The 15,372-nt window shown below is 59.5% G+C and carries 15 protein-coding genes; 3 read left to right on the top strand and 12 right to left on the bottom strand.

The window, feature by feature from the left end; genetic code table 11:
• Positions 1-14 precede the first annotated feature (14 nt).
• The 9 genes from msrQ to mrcB form a co-directional block, all read right to left on the bottom strand.
• Positions 15-635 (bottom strand): protein-methionine-sulfoxide reductase heme-binding subunit MsrQ, encoded by a 621-nt coding sequence (gene msrQ / locus AC3WKX_RS09885; RefSeq protein ID WP_256579726.1) that lies wholly within the window; start codon positions 633-635, stop codon positions 15-17.
• Positions 635-1,648, bottom strand: coding sequence for a protein-methionine-sulfoxide reductase catalytic subunit MsrP (gene msrP, locus AC3WKX_RS09880; protein WP_003212121.1), 1,014 nt, complete (start codon positions 1,646-1,648; stop codon positions 635-637). Before msrP ends, msrQ begins: the two co-directional genes overlap by 1 nt.
• A gap of 63 nt (positions 1,649-1,711) precedes the next feature.
• Entirely contained in the window at positions 1,712-2,569 is an 858-nt protein-coding gene (pssA, locus tag AC3WKX_RS09875) for a CDP-diacylglycerol--serine O-phosphatidyltransferase (RefSeq protein ID WP_003212123.1), read from the bottom strand.
• A gap of 144 nt (positions 2,570-2,713) precedes the next feature.
• Positions 2,714-3,730 carry a ketol-acid reductoisomerase gene (ilvC, locus tag AC3WKX_RS09870; RefSeq protein ID WP_003212125.1) on the bottom strand — a complete coding sequence of 339 codons (1,017 nt, stop codon included), beginning with the start codon at positions 3,728-3,730 and terminating at the stop codon, positions 2,714-2,716.
• A 50-nt stretch (positions 3,731-3,780) separates the two neighbouring features.
• On the bottom strand, positions 3,781-4,272 hold the full coding sequence (ilvN, locus tag AC3WKX_RS09865) for an acetolactate synthase small subunit (protein WP_003176102.1): 492 nt from the start codon (positions 4,270-4,272) through the stop codon (positions 3,781-3,783).
• Positions 4,273-4,274: 2 nt separating this feature from the next.
• Positions 4,275-5,999: an acetolactate synthase 3 large subunit gene (locus AC3WKX_RS09860; RefSeq protein WP_008436892.1), complete on the bottom strand. Its 1,725-nt coding sequence runs from the start codon at positions 5,997-5,999 to the stop codon at positions 4,275-4,277.
• A 431-nt stretch (positions 6,000-6,430) separates the two neighbouring features.
• Entirely contained in the window at positions 6,431-6,760 is a 330-nt protein-coding gene (locus AC3WKX_RS09855) for a YqcC family protein (RefSeq protein ID WP_102604518.1), read from the bottom strand.
• Entirely contained in the window at positions 6,760-7,500 is a 741-nt protein-coding gene (locus AC3WKX_RS09850; RefSeq protein WP_008436887.1) for a tetratricopeptide repeat protein, read from the bottom strand. The genes AC3WKX_RS09855 and AC3WKX_RS09850 overlap by 1 nt, the downstream gene beginning before the upstream one ends.
• Positions 7,501-7,516: 16 nt before the next feature.
• A complete protein-coding gene (gene mrcB / locus AC3WKX_RS09845) occupies positions 7,517-9,841 on the bottom strand; it encodes a penicillin-binding protein 1B (protein WP_102604517.1) in 2,325 nt (774 codons plus the stop codon).
• Between the two features lie 118 nt (positions 9,842-9,959).
• On the opposite strand from mrcB, the gene AC3WKX_RS09840 reads away from it, so the two are divergent.
• The 3 genes from AC3WKX_RS09840 to AC3WKX_RS09830 all read left to right on the top strand — a co-directional run bounded on the left by AC3WKX_RS09840 (position 9,960) and on the right by AC3WKX_RS09830 (position 12,428).
• The gene (locus AC3WKX_RS09840; protein WP_003212136.1) at positions 9,960-11,516 is read left to right on the top strand and encodes a bifunctional aminoglycoside phosphotransferase/ATP-binding protein; all 1,557 of its coding nucleotides are present in this window, start codon (positions 9,960-9,962) and stop codon (positions 11,514-11,516) included.
• Positions 11,517-11,610: 94 nt separating this feature from the next.
• Positions 11,611-11,955 carry a pentapeptide repeat-containing protein gene (locus AC3WKX_RS09835; protein WP_008436884.1) on the top strand — a complete coding sequence of 115 codons (345 nt, stop codon included), beginning with the start codon at positions 11,611-11,613 and terminating at the stop codon, positions 11,953-11,955.
• A gap of 200 nt (positions 11,956-12,155) precedes the next feature.
• Complete coding sequence (locus tag AC3WKX_RS09830) at positions 12,156-12,428, top strand: TfoX/Sxy family protein (RefSeq protein ID WP_003212140.1); 273 nt, start codon at positions 12,156-12,158, stop codon at positions 12,426-12,428.
• A gap of 249 nt (positions 12,429-12,677) precedes the next feature.
• On the opposite strand, the gene AC3WKX_RS09825 is transcribed toward AC3WKX_RS09830, so the two are convergent.
• Genes AC3WKX_RS09825 through AC3WKX_RS09815 form a run of 3 tightly spaced genes read right to left on the bottom strand, consistent with a single transcriptional unit; the run spans position 12,678 to position 15,357 of the window.
• The gene (locus AC3WKX_RS09825) at positions 12,678-13,445 is read right to left on the bottom strand and encodes a heme ABC transporter ATP-binding protein (protein ID WP_102604516.1); all 768 of its coding nucleotides are present in this window, start codon (positions 13,443-13,445) and stop codon (positions 12,678-12,680) included.
• The gene (locus AC3WKX_RS09820) at positions 13,445-14,482 is read right to left on the bottom strand and encodes a FecCD family ABC transporter permease (protein WP_003212144.1); all 1,038 of its coding nucleotides are present in this window, start codon (positions 14,480-14,482) and stop codon (positions 13,445-13,447) included. Before AC3WKX_RS09820 ends, AC3WKX_RS09825 begins: the two co-directional genes overlap by 1 nt.
• Complete coding sequence (locus AC3WKX_RS09815) at positions 14,479-15,357, bottom strand: heme/hemin ABC transporter substrate-binding protein (protein WP_087693394.1); 879 nt, start codon at positions 15,355-15,357, stop codon at positions 14,479-14,481. The genes AC3WKX_RS09820 and AC3WKX_RS09815 overlap by 4 nt, the downstream gene beginning before the upstream one ends.
• Positions 15,358-15,372 lie beyond the last annotated feature (15 nt).

Raw genomic sequence — 15,372 nt, 5'->3', positions numbered from 1 at the left:
AATGAGTGTCCGGATCAGCGTGGAATCACTGTCCGGATGCGCGTGGAATGGGTGTCCGAGTCAGCGTGGAATCCGCACGGTATACGCAGGACCAGAAGCAGCGCCCCTATAGATGCATAGATAGCCCACTCCTTGAGATCTGCCCGCACGATCCACAGCATATGCAGCAAACCAAGCCCGAGAATCACGTAAACCAAACGATGCAGTTTCTTCCAGCGCGCACCAAGGCGACGCTGACTGTATCGGTTGGAGGTGACTGCCAGCACCAATAGAGAAAGGAATCCCAAGGTACCCACAATAATGTAAGGCCGCTTCCGTAGCTCAACCCCCAACTGCGACCAATCCAACCCAAGGATAAACACGCAGTAAGCAGCGAGATGCAAAACCACATAGGCAAAGCACCACAATCCCAGTTGCCGTCGCACGGCGATCCACCCCGCCCAACCACTGAGCTTCTGCAACGGTGTCATACCCAGGGTTATTAACAACAGAATCAAGGTGCCAAGCCCGAGCCGATCCATCAGCACCTTGCCCGGGTCAGGTCCCAGCGCAAAGCTCCAGGCCTCGTACAGCCAGAACAGCGGCCACACCGCCGCTGCTATAAAGACGCCGATGCGCCAGATCGGATAGCGCATCAATAGTTCTTCCGCAGATCGAGGCCCGTATAAAGAGAAGCGACTTCATCGGCGTAGCCGTTGAACATTTGTGTCTCACGCACATTGGGACTGAACAGCCCGCTGGGCAACCGCCGCTCCCGCGCCTGGGTCCAACGCGGATGGTCGACGGTAGGATTCACATTTGCGTAAAACCCATACTCACTCGCGGCAATACTTTGCCAGGTGGTTTTCGGCTGCTCGCTGACCAGGCTGATGCGCACGATCGACTTGACGCTCTTGAATCCGTACTTCCACGGCACCACCAACCGCAACGGCGCGCCGTTCTGGTTCGGCAGCTCCCGCCCATACATGCCCACCGCAAGGATCGCCAGGGGATTCATCGCCTCATCCAATCGCAGCCCTTCTACATAAGGCCAGTCGATCAAGGCGAAGTTGGACCGCTGCCCCGGCATGCTCTTGGGGTCCTGCAGGGTTTCAAAACGAATGTACTTGGCGTTCGAGGTCGGCTCGACGTGCTTGAGCAGTTCCGATATAGGGAACCCTATCCACGGAATGACCATCGACCAGGCCTCTACACAGCGCAGTCGATAGATTCGCTCTTCCAACTGATAGGGCTTCATGAAGTCTTCAAGCGCATAGCGCCCAGGTTTGGCGACCTCACCATCTATCACCACACTCCACGGCTCAGTCTTCAGAGACCCGGCATTGGCTGCAGGGTCGCCCTTGTCCGTACCGAACTCATAGAAGTTGTTGTAGTGGGTTGCGTCCTTGAAAGGGGTGATGGCCTCGTCCTTGACGGTAATCGCCTGCCATTTGGTACCCGGGAGCTTTTCGGCAAACCAGCCAGGTGCATTGCCCGGCTCGACATCGGCATAACGTGCCGCATCATCCGCACTGGCCCAACGCGGCAGGCTGCTGGCAGCCAGGCCGGCAAGCGCACCACCGAGCAAGCTGCGGCGAGAGAAATAGAGGGATTCAGGCGTGACATCCGATTCTTGGCAATCAGACGCTTTGGGAAACTTGATTAACATGGCAACTCCGCAGCTTTGGAGGACAGATGCACCAATAGACTGCGGAGTATGGGGGAAATTACATTAAGGCAACGTTTTGCGCTGACGAAGATGCAGCAAGTACTGCACCGGACCAGACGCGGCATAGACGAGGAAAGCCAACAGCAGGATTCGCGGCGGATCACTGAAGACCACGGCAAACACCAGCACCACTGCCAGGATGGCCACAAACGGCACGCGCCCTTTGAGATCCAGCTCCTTGAAGCTGTTGTACTTGATGTTGCTGACCATCAGCATGCCGGCCGCCGCGACCATCAAGGCCACCAGGAACGACATCTTGGAACCCTGGATACCGTAGTCGCTGAATGCCCAGACAATACCGGCTACCACACCCGCCGCAGCCGGACTGGCCAGGCCAATGAAGTAGCGCTTGTCGGCAGTCCCCACCTGGGTATTAAAGCGCGCCAGACGCAATGCCGCGCCCGCCACATAGATGAAGGCAACCATCCAGCCAACCTTGCCCATATCACCCAGCGCCCAGGCAAATGCGAGCAGCGCCGGCGCCACACCAAAGGCAACCATGTCCGACAGCGAGTCATACTCGGCGCCGAAGGCACTCTGGGTGTTGGTCATCCGCGCAACCCGGCCATCCAGGCCATCAAGGACCATGGCGACGAAGATCGCAATCGCAGCAAAACCAAAGTACTTGCTGGCCCCGGCCGCATCGCCGGCCGCCAACGCACTCTGGGCACTCATGGAATTGATGATGGAGTAGAACCCCGCGAACAGGTTCGCAGTGGTGAACAGATTGGGCAGAAGATAGATGCCACGATGCCGGACTTTACGGCCTTCAGCATCGTGCCCTTCTTCGACATGTTCATCGATCGGTAGCAGGCTTTCGGCGTCAGAGGCCTGGTTTGGCTCTTCGGGACGTTCGCTCATGGACTTTACCTTGCAACGGTGTGAAAAATTTCGACAGAAACTTGCGGCGAGTGTTCGCCCGCAAACGATGCAGCTTTATACCAGAACCTGCCCCGCAAACGAAAAAACGCGGCCTAAGCCGCGTTTTCCCTTGATACGTACGACTTAGTTTTTGGCTTTGTCGACGATCTTGTTGGCACCGATCCACGGCATCATGGAGCGCAGTTGCTCGCCGATGATCTCGATACCGTGAGCGGCGTTGTTACGACGCTTGGCGGTCATCGAAGGGTAGCCGGTTGCACCTTCGCTGATGAACATTTTGGCGTATTCGCCGTCCTGAATACGTTTCAGGGCGTTGCGCATGGCCTGACGGGACTCGGCGTTGATCACTTCCGGGCCAGTCACGTACTCGCCGTATTCGGCGTTGTTGGAGATCGAGTAGTTCATGTTGGCGATACCGCCTTCGTACATGAGGTCAACGATCAGCTTCAGTTCGTGCAGGCATTCGAAGTAGGCCATTTCTGGCGCGTAGCCAGCTTCAACCAGGGTTTCGAAACCGGCTTTGACCAGCTCAACGGTACCGCCGCACAGAACGGCTTGTTCGCCGAACAGGTCGGTTTCAGTCTCGTCCTTGAAGGTGGTTTCGATGATGCCGGTACGACCGCCACCCACGCCAGCAGCGTAGGACAGTGCGACGTTCTTGGCGTTGCCCGAGGCGTCCTGGTAGATCGCGATCAGGTCAGGGATACCGCCGCCTTTGACGAACTCGGAGCGCACGGTGTGGCCCGGTGCTTTCGGCGCGATCATGATCACGTCGAGGTCGGCGCGCGGCACAACCTGGTTGTAGTGGATCGCGAAGCCGTGGGAGAAGGCCAGGGTGGCGCCCTTCTTGATGTTCGGCTCGATTTCGTTCTTGTACAGCGCGGACTGGAACTCGTCCGGGGTCAGGATCATGACCAGGTCGGCAGCAGCAACAGCAGAAGCAACGTCAGTCACTTTCAGGCCGTGGGCTTCAGCCTTGGCAACAGTGGCCGAGCCTTTGCGCAGGCCAACGGTCACGTCAACGCCGGAATCTTTCAGGTTGCACGCTTGGGCGTGGCCCTGGGAACCGTAGCCGATGATGGCGACTTTTTTGCCCTGGATGATCGACAGGTCACAATCTTTATCGTAATAAACTTTCATGAGGTTCCTCTATATATCCAGGCCGTTTAAGGCCATTCGCTAAATTTGAGTTAGATGCTGAGTACTTTGTCGCCACGAGCAATCCCGGTGACGCCACTGCGTACAGTTTCCAGAATCGAGGCCGTCCCGATCGACTGGATGAAGCTGTCCAGCTTGTCGCTTGTACCGGTCAGTTGAACGGTATAAACGCTGGCGCTCACATCGACGATCTGCCCGCGATAAATGTCGGTAGTGCGCTTGATCTCGGCCCGTTGTGCACCCGTAGCCTTGACCTTGACCAGCATCAGCTCACGCTCGATGTGGGCACTCTCCGACAAGTCGACCAGCTTGACCACTTCGATCAGCTTGTTGAGGTTCTTGGTGATCTGCTCGATCACCTCATCATGGCCAACGGTGGTCAGCGTCAGACGCGACAAGGTCGGGTCTTCGGTCGGCGCCACCGTCAGGCTTTCGATGTTGTAGTTGCGTTGCGAAAACAGTCCGACCACACGTGACAGAGCGCCCGGTTCGTTCTCCAGAAGCAGGGAGATAATGTGCCGCATGATTAGGTACGCTCCGTCTTGTTCAGCCACATATCGCGCATGGAGCCGTCTTTGATCTGCATCGGGTAGACGTGCTCGCTGGTGTCGACCTGAATATCGAGGAACACCAGGCGGTCCTTCATGGCGAACGCCTCTTCCATCATCGGCTTCAAATCCTTCAGATCGGTGATGCGCATGCCGACATGGCCATAGGCTTCAACCAATTTGACGAAGTCAGGCAGAGACTCCATGTAGGAATGGGAGTGACGGCTGCCGTAGCTCATGTCCTGCCACTGGCGAACCATGCCCAGTACACCGTTGTTCAGGCAGACGATCTTCACCGGCAAGCCATATTGCAGGCAGGTCGACAGTTCCTGGATGTTCATCTGGATACTGCCTTCGCCGGTGACGCACGCAACGTCAGTATCCGGAAAGCTCAGCTTCACACCCATGGCCGCAGGGAAACCAAAGCCCATCGTGCCCAGGCCACCGGAGTTGATCCAGCGGTTAGGCTTGTCGAACTTGTAGTACTGCGCCGCGAACATCTGGTGCTGGCCCACGTCGGAGGTCACAAAGGCATCGCCTTTGGTCACTTCGCACAGGGTTTCGATCACGGTCTGTGGCTTGATGACGCTGCCATCACCCTTGTCGTAAGGGAACAGGCCGCGATCACCGCGCCACTCGTCGATCTGCTTCCACCAGCTGGCAACGGAATCCTTGTTCGGGGCTTCGCCGATTTCCTTCAGCGCAGCGACCATTTCGGTCAGCACGCTTTCCACAGGACCTACGATAGGCACGTCGGCCTTGATGGTCTTGGAGATGGATGCCGGGTCGATATCGATGTGGATGATCTTGGCATTCGGGCAGAACTTGCTCGCGCCATTGATCACCCGGTCATCGAACCGCGCACCGACGGCGAGGATCACGTCAGCATGGTGCATGGCCAGGTTGGCGGTGTAGCTGCCGTGCATGCCGAGCATGCCGACGAACTGACGGTCCGAACCCGGGAACGCGCCAAGGCCCATCAAGGTGTTGGTGACTGGCAGGTTGAGCAGCTTGGCCAGTTCGGTCAGCGGTGCAGAACCGCCGCCCAGAATCACCCCACCACCCGAGTAGAGCACTGGACGCTTGGCCGCCAACAGCATCTCTGCCGCCTTGCGGATTTGCCCCGAGTGCCCGCGAACGGCCGGGCTGTAGGAACGCAGCTTGGCTTTCTTCGGGAAGATGTATTCGAATTTTTCCGCCGGGTTGGTCATGTCTTTCGGGATATCGACCACTACAGGACCCGGGCGACCGGACTGTGCGAGGTAGAACGCCTTCTTCATGACTTCCGGGATTTCCGAGGCATGCTTGATCATGAAGCTGTGTTTCACGATCGGCCGGGAAATACCGATCATGTCGGTTTCCTGGAATGCATCGGTACCGACCATGGTGCTCGCCACCTGGCCAGAAATGATCACCATCGGGATGGAGTCCATATAGGCCGTCGCGATGCCGGTAATGGCATTGGTCGCGCCAGGGCCGGAAGTCACCAGTACCACACCGGCTTTACCGGTGGCACGGGCGTAACCGTCAGCCATATGGGTAGCAGCTTGTTCGTGGCGAACCAGGATGTGGGTAACAGCCGGTTCCTTGAACAGTGCGTCGTAGACATGCAGCAGAGCACCACCTGGGTACCCGTAGATATAGTCGACGCCTTCGTCACGCAAAAAGCGGACGAGCATCTCACCGCCAGATAAAAGCTCCACGTTGTTCACCTCTAAAACGCCAGAATACCGTCCGTTAAAAACCGACGGGTCTTAATAGGTTTACTTCTCAGCAGAGCATGAGCGACGGTGGTCGCCGACTACGTCAGCACTGACTGAGCAAGTATTGGGAGCGTCCCAAGTGTTGCGGGATTTTCCCACCCAGCGCGAGGTAACGCGTTGCGGGTGTAACAGGTCGGCGCGGGTGTGCGCCTCATGATCTGCTGAGTGGGTCTGCTTCTGGCAGTCCCTCTACAGCGGACTTTGGATTCTTCTGTTTCAGCCCCTCCAAGTCAAGCAATAATTGCGCTTTTTTCCAACTAAGCGCATGAGAACGTAGAAGAAAGGGGCTTGAGGAGGGATAAAACTCGCCTGAATGGCGCAAAGCGGTAGAAATATGCGCAAGACTGCCGGAAAAACCGGCAGCCAGGCAATTAACGAGCGTCGACGATCAGTTGATCGAACTTTTTCAGCGCAGTCCGCAGGCCAAGGCTCTCAAGTGGCCGATCGGCGTAAACCATCTCGGCCATCTCCAGAATCCCCGACGCATTGGGCAATGGCAGGTCCTGTTCGAGGATTTGCTTCATCCGTGTCAGGAAAATCCATTGCAGCCACTGGTGAAAGTCCAGTTTGTCGACGGAAAACGGCTCAACACTGCTCAAGGCTTCAGCACTGGGGGACACTTCGTCCCACCAGCCCTGCAAGCGCAGTTCGCGCTCGATCAACAACAACTGTTCGGCAATCGCCGGAAAGCGTGCATCCATCAGAGGCTTACCTTGGCTTTTTGCCGAGCCTGGGCGGCGCCGGCAGCATCGCCTTGCTTCTCGCGGGCATCACCGATCAAGCTCCACAGGCTGGCCTGCAGGTCTGGACGGCCATTGGCCAGGGTCAGGCCGCGGCGGGCAAATTGTTCAGCTTGCGGGGCATCGCCCTGGGCCATGCGAACCTGAGCCAGGCGGTATAGCACTTGCGGTTCACGCGGTGCCACGCGCTGGGCGCGCTCGAGGCTCGACGATGCGCCGTTCAAATCGCCACCCGACTGCTGCTGTTGGGCAGTGGTGAGCAACGCCAGCACCGGGCCATCCAACTGCTCATCGGCTGACAGACCGCCGGCACTGCTGGCGGAAGGAATTCCACTCGGCGTCGACGGCATGTTGTAGGTGCCCTGGTTGATCGGTGCCGTTTGAATCGGCGTGGCGTCGATCGGGCCCGATGTACTTGGGCCTGGGGTCCACGGCTGAGTACTGATCGGAGCCGAGGTGGCAGCACCGCCACCCGGGATCATCACCACTACACCAGAGTCCTGAGGCACGGCTTGCGCCTGGGGCCGGGCCTGGGCAGGGCGGTTGGTAACGGTTTGGCGGAAGCCGCCGTTGGCCGAGATCCGGTCGTTGTTGGACACCGTTGTACTGGAGTCCACCACCGGAATAGAGCCCCGCTCCACGCTGGCGCAACCACCGAGCAATGCCAAAACTGTAATAGCTGGAATCAACAACTTGTTCACGTGAAACCCTCTTTGCTTAATTCATCCAGCCCTTGACCCAATCCATCACCGATTCAGCACTGGCGGGCGCACTGGCTCCGCACGCTGCACCGGGTGGTGGCTCGCTGCCGCGAATATACGGCATCTGCACCGCGCCCGGACAGTTGGCATCGGAACCCTGGCCGGTGTGCGGATCGATCCAGGCCTGGACGATATTGTCCGGCTGCGGCATGTTCAGCGGCAGTGGATCGGCTTTTTTCATGAAACTGGTCCATACCTGCAACGCGCCGGTGGCACCGGTAAACGGCGTCTTGCCGTTGTCATCACGCCCCAGCCAAACCACTGCCAGCAGGTCCTGGCTGAACCCTGCGAACCAGCTGTCCCGCGAATCGTTACTGGTACCGCTCTTGCCGGCCAGTGTCAGGTTGGCCGGCAGCACGTTGTAGGCCGAGCGTCCGGTACCTTCGCGCATCACGCGCTGCATGGCGTTCTGGATCAGATAGATCGAGGCCGGGTCAAAGCGTTGCTGAATCTGGAACGGATAACGCTTGAGCGGTTCGCCTTCGGCCGTCAACACGCTCCGGATCCCACGCATCGGCGTATTGAAACCACCGTTGGCCAGGGTCTGGTACATGGTCGCCACTTCCATCGGGCTCATCGCACCCGCACCCAACAGCATCGATGGGAACGCCGGGAACTCCCGAGTGATGCCCAACCGGCCGAGCGTCTTGAGCACGTTCGGCACGCCCAGCTCAAGGCCGAGGCGGGAAGTCGAGATGTTGTAGGAATGCGCCAAGCCCTGGTATAGGAAAATCGTACCGTGGGAGCGACGATCAAAGTTATGCGGCGTCCACATCTGGCCATCAGCCCCTTTGACCGACAGCGGGTCATCGGACAGCCAACTGGTCAGCGTGTACTTGCTCGGTTTTTCCAGCGCGGTCAGGTACACCGCCGGCTTGACCAGCGAGCCAATCGGCCGCACCGCGTCCAGCGCCCGGTTGAACCCGGCAAAGCTGGCCTGGCGACTGCCGATCATGGCCTGGACTTCGCCGGTTTCCGGGTTGGTCACCACCATCGCAGCCTCGACGTCGTCAGAGCCTTTACGACCTGTCAGGCGTTTGAAGGTGTCATTGACCGACGCTTCGGCCTTCATCTGCAGGATCGGGTCGAAACTGGTGAAGATCCGCAGGCCTTCTTCGGTCAAGTCTTCGTCGCGGTAGTCTTCACGCAGTTGGCGTTTGACCAGGTCGATAAAGCCCGGGAAGGAGCTGTCGGCGAGCTTGCCGCGGGTGGTTACACCCAGTGGCATTTTCTTCGCGGCGGCCACTTGTTCAGGGGTGGCGACACCTTGCTGCTCAAGTACATCCAGCACCAGGTTACGGCGCTCCAGCGCCCGCTCCGGGTTGCGACGCGGGTTGTAGTAGGACGGCCCCTTGACCATGCCCACCAGCAGCGCCACCTGGTGCAACTTCAGCTCGGACAACGGCTGGCCGAAGAAGAACTGGCTGGCCAGACCAAAACCGTGGACGGCACGCTGACCGTCCTGGCCAACGAATACTTCATTGAGGTACGCCTCAAGAATTTCCTGCTTGCTGTAGTGCAGCTCCAGCAGCATCGCCATCATGGCTTCGGTCAGCTTGCGGGTCAGACTGCGCTCGTTGGTCAGGTAGAAGTTCTTGACCAATTGCTGTGTCAGCGTACTGCCGCCCTGGGTCATCTTGCCGCCCGAGGTGTTGACCCAGATGGCGCGCGCGATGGACTTCGGTGATACGCCCCAGTGGCTGTAGAAATCCCGGTCTTCGACGGCGATCAGAGTATCCAGCAGGTAAGGCGGCACCTGATCGATCTTGATCAGGATGCGGTCTTCCAGGTTTTTCGGATAAATCCCACCGATCATTAAGGGTTCCAGGCGCACCACCGGCAACTTCGAGCCGTTGAGCGAGGACAGTTCGGCTACGTAGTCGCCAGAGAAACGCACGCGCACCGGCTGGGGTTTTTCCAGGCCTTCATAGAACTGGAAGCCGCGGGTGTTCAGGTCAACCGTGTTGCCGCTGACGGCAGCGGCGCCGGGGCCATTGCTCACGGGTTCGCGGCGATAGCCCAGGGCATCGAGCTCGGTGAGGAAGTCATCCTTGCTCAGCTTCTGGCCGCTGAACAGTTCCAGCGGGCGCGCGTAGACCTTGGCCGGAATGGTCCAGCGCTTGCCGGAGAACTTCTCCTGGACCACGGCATCGAGGTAAACCGCGAAGCCGGCGATCACGACAAGCCCTACCAGGCTGAGCTTAAGCGCCCAGCCCAGCCAAGGGCGCAGGCCGCGGGAAGGAGGTTTTTTACGGGAACGGGGAGATCGGGTACGAGTCATGGCGGCGGATTATACGCACTTTATTGATGACCAACATGAGCCGGACAGCGGTTTGCACGACCGCCTGTAGGAGCCATAATGCCCGCCATGAATTTTCCCAGACTCTGAAGGATCGCCCGTGAGCCAGTCCCTGATTGCTGCCCTGCAAAACCCGGCCCTGTTTCCCCATCCGGTGGATCAGTTCCAAGTCATCGAGACCCATATTTCCTGGGTCCTGCTCACTGGGCCCTATGCTTACAAGATGAAGAAGCCGGTGAATTTCGGTTTCCTCGATTTCACCACCCTGCAAGCCCGCGGACACTTCTGCAATGAAGAGCTGCGCCTCAACCAGCGCCTGACCGATGATTTGTATCTTGAAGTGTTGCCGATCACCGGTAGCGCCGAGGCACCGCAGCTGGGCGGCGACGGTCCGGTGGTCGACTACATGCTGAAAATGCGCCAGTTCCCGCAAAGCCAACTGCTCAGCACTCTGCAGGCCAACGGCGAACTGACCAGCGCGCACATCGACGAAATGGCCAGGCAGATCGCGCATTTTCACCTGAATGCCCCGAAAGTCCCGGCCACTAACTCTGCTGGCACGCCGCACGATGTCATGGCACCGGTGCTGCAGAACTTCGAGCAGATCCGTCCGTTCCTCAGCGACAAGGCCGACCTGGCACAACTGGACGCCTTGCAGGCCTGGGCTGAAAGCAGTTTCGAGCGCCTCAAGCCACTGTTCGAACAACGCAAGCTCAACGGCTTCACCCGCGAATGCCACGGTGATATCCACCTGGGCAACGCCACGATGATTGATGGCCACGTGGTGATCTTCGACTGCATCGAGTTTAACGAGCCGTTCCGCTTCACCGACGTGTATGCCGACACCGGCTTTTTGGCGATGGACCTGGAAGACCGCGGCCTCAAGAGCCTGGCACGACGCTTCATCAGCCAGTACCTGGAGCTGACCGGCGACTATCAAGGCCTGGAAGTACTGAACTTCTATAAAGCCTACCGCGCCCTGGTACGCGCGAAGATCGCGCTGTTCAGCATGCCTTCCGAGGCGGACGCGGTGCAGCGCGCTACCACCCTGCGCCAGTACCGCAACTACGCCAACCTGGCAGAAAGCTACAGCACCATTCCATCGCGCTTCCTGGCCATCACCCATGGCGTATCGGCCGTTGGCAAAAGCCATGTTTCCATGCGCCTCGTAGAAGCATTGGGGGCGATTCGCCTGCGTTCGGACGTAGAGCGCAAGCGCCTGTTCGGCGAGCAGAAGGTCGAGAACACGCCGCAGGCCGGGATCTACGCCGCAGACGCCAGCGCCGCGACCTACGCGCGCCTGAACGAAATCGCCGACACCGTACTGCGCGCCGGTTTCCCGGTGGTATTGGACGCGACCTTCCTCAAGCGAGAACAACGCGACGCGGCGGCCAAGATCGCCGAGGCCACCGGCGCGCCATTCCTGATCCTTGACTGCAATGCGCCACAGGCGGTAATCGCCGCTTGGCTGGCACAACGTCAGGCGGACAAGAACGACCCTTCCGACGCCACCCTGGCCATCATCGAAGAACAGCAGGCCACCCGTGACCCGCTCAGCGCCGAGGAGTTGCTGCTCAGCAAGCGCGTGGAGACCAATGAAAGCGGGACCCTGGACGCATTGGTGGCACATATTCGCCAGCGTCTGCCGGGGCTGTAAGAAATATTTCTTGGTCGTGCAGCCTTCCGGGGCTCACGGCCGAGAAATAGTGGCACTATAATGGCGCCATAATTCCAACACGGGAGTCGCCATTGTGAGCCAGCCGAAGCTACTTGATACCCCGCTGTACGCGCTTCTGCATAAAGATGATATCCGCGGCTTCAACCAGGAGCGTCCGAAAGACGGCACCATCGATATGCGCGGTGGCGACTTTCGCGGCCTGGACCTGCGCGACCTGAATGCCGAGGGCGTGGATTTCACCGACGCTTATTTCCGCTCCGCCGACTTGCGCGGCCTGGATTTGCGCGACTGCCCCCTGGAAGGCGCGAGCCTGGCGCATGCCCAGATCTCCGGCACTTATTTCCCCCCTGAGTTAAGCGCCGATGAGATCCTGATGTCCGTCAATTTCGGCACACGCCTGCGCTACCGCACTCGCTAAACCGCTACATCGGCTCCCGGCTACGCACAGGGCGTACCGGGGGCGTCACCCTTTCCTACGCTAAAACCCCCGCCTGCCTTAGAAGCTTTTAGGTCGTTGCCGACCAAAGAACTACGCTTTTCCTACTGAGCGCTACACTCCTTTCAGGCTTGCCTGGTCACGATACCCACCGAACCATTCGGCCGTCGCAAGGAGGCTTGATGAATGATGAGCTGCAACACCTGAAAAACCTTGGCAAGACGTCGGCGCAATGGCTGCATGCGGTGGGCATCCACAGTGCGTCCGACCTACGCCGCCTGGGGGCAGTCGACGCGTACCGTGCCGTACGCACCCGCGGTTTCAGGGCATCCAAAGTGTTGTTGTATGCCATTGAAGGCGCGCTGATGGATGTGCACTGGAATGACATTCCCGTTGAACGCAAGGAAGCTTTAAATCGTCAATTGGACGCTCTGACCGCACGCCAAAAGAATTGAGACGCCAACTTGCACCCGCGTTTACGGGGATTCCAAACAGAAGTTTGAGGAAATTCGCAGAGGCCGCAAAAACAAATGTTGACTCTCAAATGAGAATCGTTATGATTATCACAACTGGTCGCGAGATCAGCCGATAACTGAAAGACCATTGGTTCGGACTCTCAGATTATCTCCTCATCAGGCTAATCACGGTTATTTGACCCGGCTCTTGCCGGGTCTTTTTTTGCCCATAAAAAACTGCGGCGATTTTCAGCGGGCAATGATCAACGGATGGCCGAGCTCCGGATGCGGCTGCACCAACACATCCAGCCCGAATACCGCCCTCAGCGGCTCAGGCCGCAACACCTGTGCCGGTGTGTCCAACGCATGGGGCCGGCCATCCTCCAGTAACAGGATGCGATCACAGTAGCGCGCCGCCAGGTTCAGGTCGTGAAGGATCACCAGCACCGCCGCGCCACGGTCGGCAAAGCGCCGGATCGCCTGCAAGGTGGTGTGCTGGTGCAGCGGGTCAAGCATTGATGTCGGCTCATCCAGCAACAAGGTCTGCCCCGCTTCACCCGGCCATAGCTGCGCCAGCACCCGTGCGAGGTGCACACGCTGCCGCTCGCCGCCCGACAACGCCAGATAGCTGCGCCCGCTCAAATGGCTAACGTCGGCAGCCTGCAAGGCAGCATTGATGATTTCATCGTCACGCACCCGGCCCGTCTGATGAGGCAAGCGCCCCATGCCCACCACCTCTTCGACGCGAAAGGCAAAGTCCAGGGTCGAGGTCTGCGGCAACACCGCCAGCCGCTGGGCACGCTGCGCTCCGCCCCAGTCCTTCAACTCACGCTGATCCAGCCACACACGGCCTTGGTCGGGCTGCAACTCGCCGCATAACGCACCGAGCAATGTACTTTTTCCCGCGCCGTTGGGGCCCAATACGCCGAGCACTTCTCCTGGCAGCAGGTCCAGGGTGATGTCCGCCAGCACAGTTTTGCGCCCACGGCGGATCTGCAGGTCTTCTACTCGCAGCATCAGGCGCGCCCTCGTAACAACAGGTAGAGGAAAAACGGTGCACCGATAAACGCGGTCACAATGCCGATCGGTAATTCCGCCGGCGCCAAGGCCAGGCGCGCCACCAGATCGGCAAACAACAGCAAACTCGCCCCCGCCAGCACCGAGGCTGGCAGCAGCACCCGATGATCCGGCCCCGCCAGCAGGCGTACCAGATGCGGCACCACCAGCCCGACAAAGCCGATCATCCCCGCAGCCGCCACGGCCGCGCCCACGCCCAGCGCGGTGCAGAACACCAGTTCGCGCTTGAGGCCTTCAACATCAATGCCCAAGTGACTGGCTTCCGACTCACCCAGCAGGAGTGCATTCAGCGCCTTGGCCCGGCGTGGCAGCCACAGTGCTACGCCGGCGCTGACCAGCAGCAGCGGCCATAAGCGCGAGTAGCTGGCGCCATTCAGGCTGCCCAGGTTCCAGAACGTCAGGGTGCGCAAGGTAGCGTCATCTGCCAGGTAGGTGAACAGGCCCACCGCCGAACTGGCGAGCGCCGTCAGGGCGATACCCGCCAGCAACATGGTCGCGACGTTGGTTTGACCGTTGCGCCGCCCCAGGCGATAGACCAGCGCTGTTACCCCCAAACCGCCGAGGAAGGCACACAACGACAGCAGATAAGGCCCGAGCGCATCCGGCAAACCGCCAAAAAACGAACCACCGACAATCGCAATCGCCGCGCCCAACGCCGCACCGCTGGAAACCCCGACCAACCCGGGATCAGCCAAGGGGTTGCGAAACAGCCCCTGCATTGCAACGCCGGAAAGCGCCAGAACCCCACCGACGGCCAATCCCAGCAACGTACGCGGCAGGCGAATCTGCCCGAGGATCAGCTCCGCCTGCTCCAGGCCTTGGGCCTCGATTGGCACACCCATCAAGCGTAAGGCTGCCCGCAGTGTGTCCATTAACGGCAGACTCACCGGCCCCAGGGCCAATGACAACCAGATCGCCAGTACACACAGCAGACTCAAGCCGATAAACAGGGTTCGCGGTTTAACCAGAGTGGTCATGGGGCGGTATTAGCCTGAGACGGATAGAACCCGGCAGACAGCTTCACCAGGCTTTGCGGCAAGCGTGGCCCAAGCCCACCCACCAGCAGCGTCGGGTCCAGTTCATAGACGCGTCCATTCTTGGCCGCTGGCGTCGAAGCCAGGATCGGGTTTTCCTTGAACAACGCGGCGCGGGCCGCATCCCCGGTCAAAGCGCGATCGGCAAACACCAGCACCTCAGGATTGAGCCCCGCCAGCGACTCTACGGAAAACGGCTTGTAACCATCGTGGGTCGCCAGGTTGTGGCCGCCGGCCTGCTGCAACATCCAGTCAGCCGCCGTGTCTTTGCCCGCAATCAGCGGTTTGCCGCCGGCATGTCCCAGCAGCAACAGCACTCCAGGCGCCTTTTGAGTGGCCTGGGCCTTGGCCACCCAGTTCTTTTGTTGGTCAAGTTGTTGCTGATAGTCACTGAACAGTTCTGCAGCCTTCGCTTCGTTACCCAGCAGCTTGCCCAAATGCTGAAGGTTGCCCTGCAGCGTCGGCAGATCCGGCTCGGCTGAAAACAGCTCCACTTTCACACCGGCATTGCGGATTTGCGCCAACACCGGTGGCGGCCCCATTTCCTCGGTGCCCACCAGGATTTGCGGGCGCAGGCTCAGAATGCCTTCCGCCGACAACTGACGCTGGTAACCAATGCTCGGCAACGCCTTGAGGGATTCCGGATGCTGGCTGGTGGTATCCACGCCCACCAGCTTTGACTCACCGCCCAGGGCCGTCACCCATTCCGACAACGCACCACCGGCGCTGACCCAGCGTTGTGGCAGTTCAGAGGCCTGGGCCCCAGCGTTGACCAGCAGTCCGACAACGAGCGCGATAGCACTGGCACTCAGGCGCATAAAAGGGTTTCCTTC

The sequence above is a fragment of the Pseudomonas sp. GP01-A4 genome, from assembly GCF_058780865.1.
Note: the sequence above shows the minus strand (reverse complement) of the source record. Positions and strands in the feature narration are given on the sequence as shown.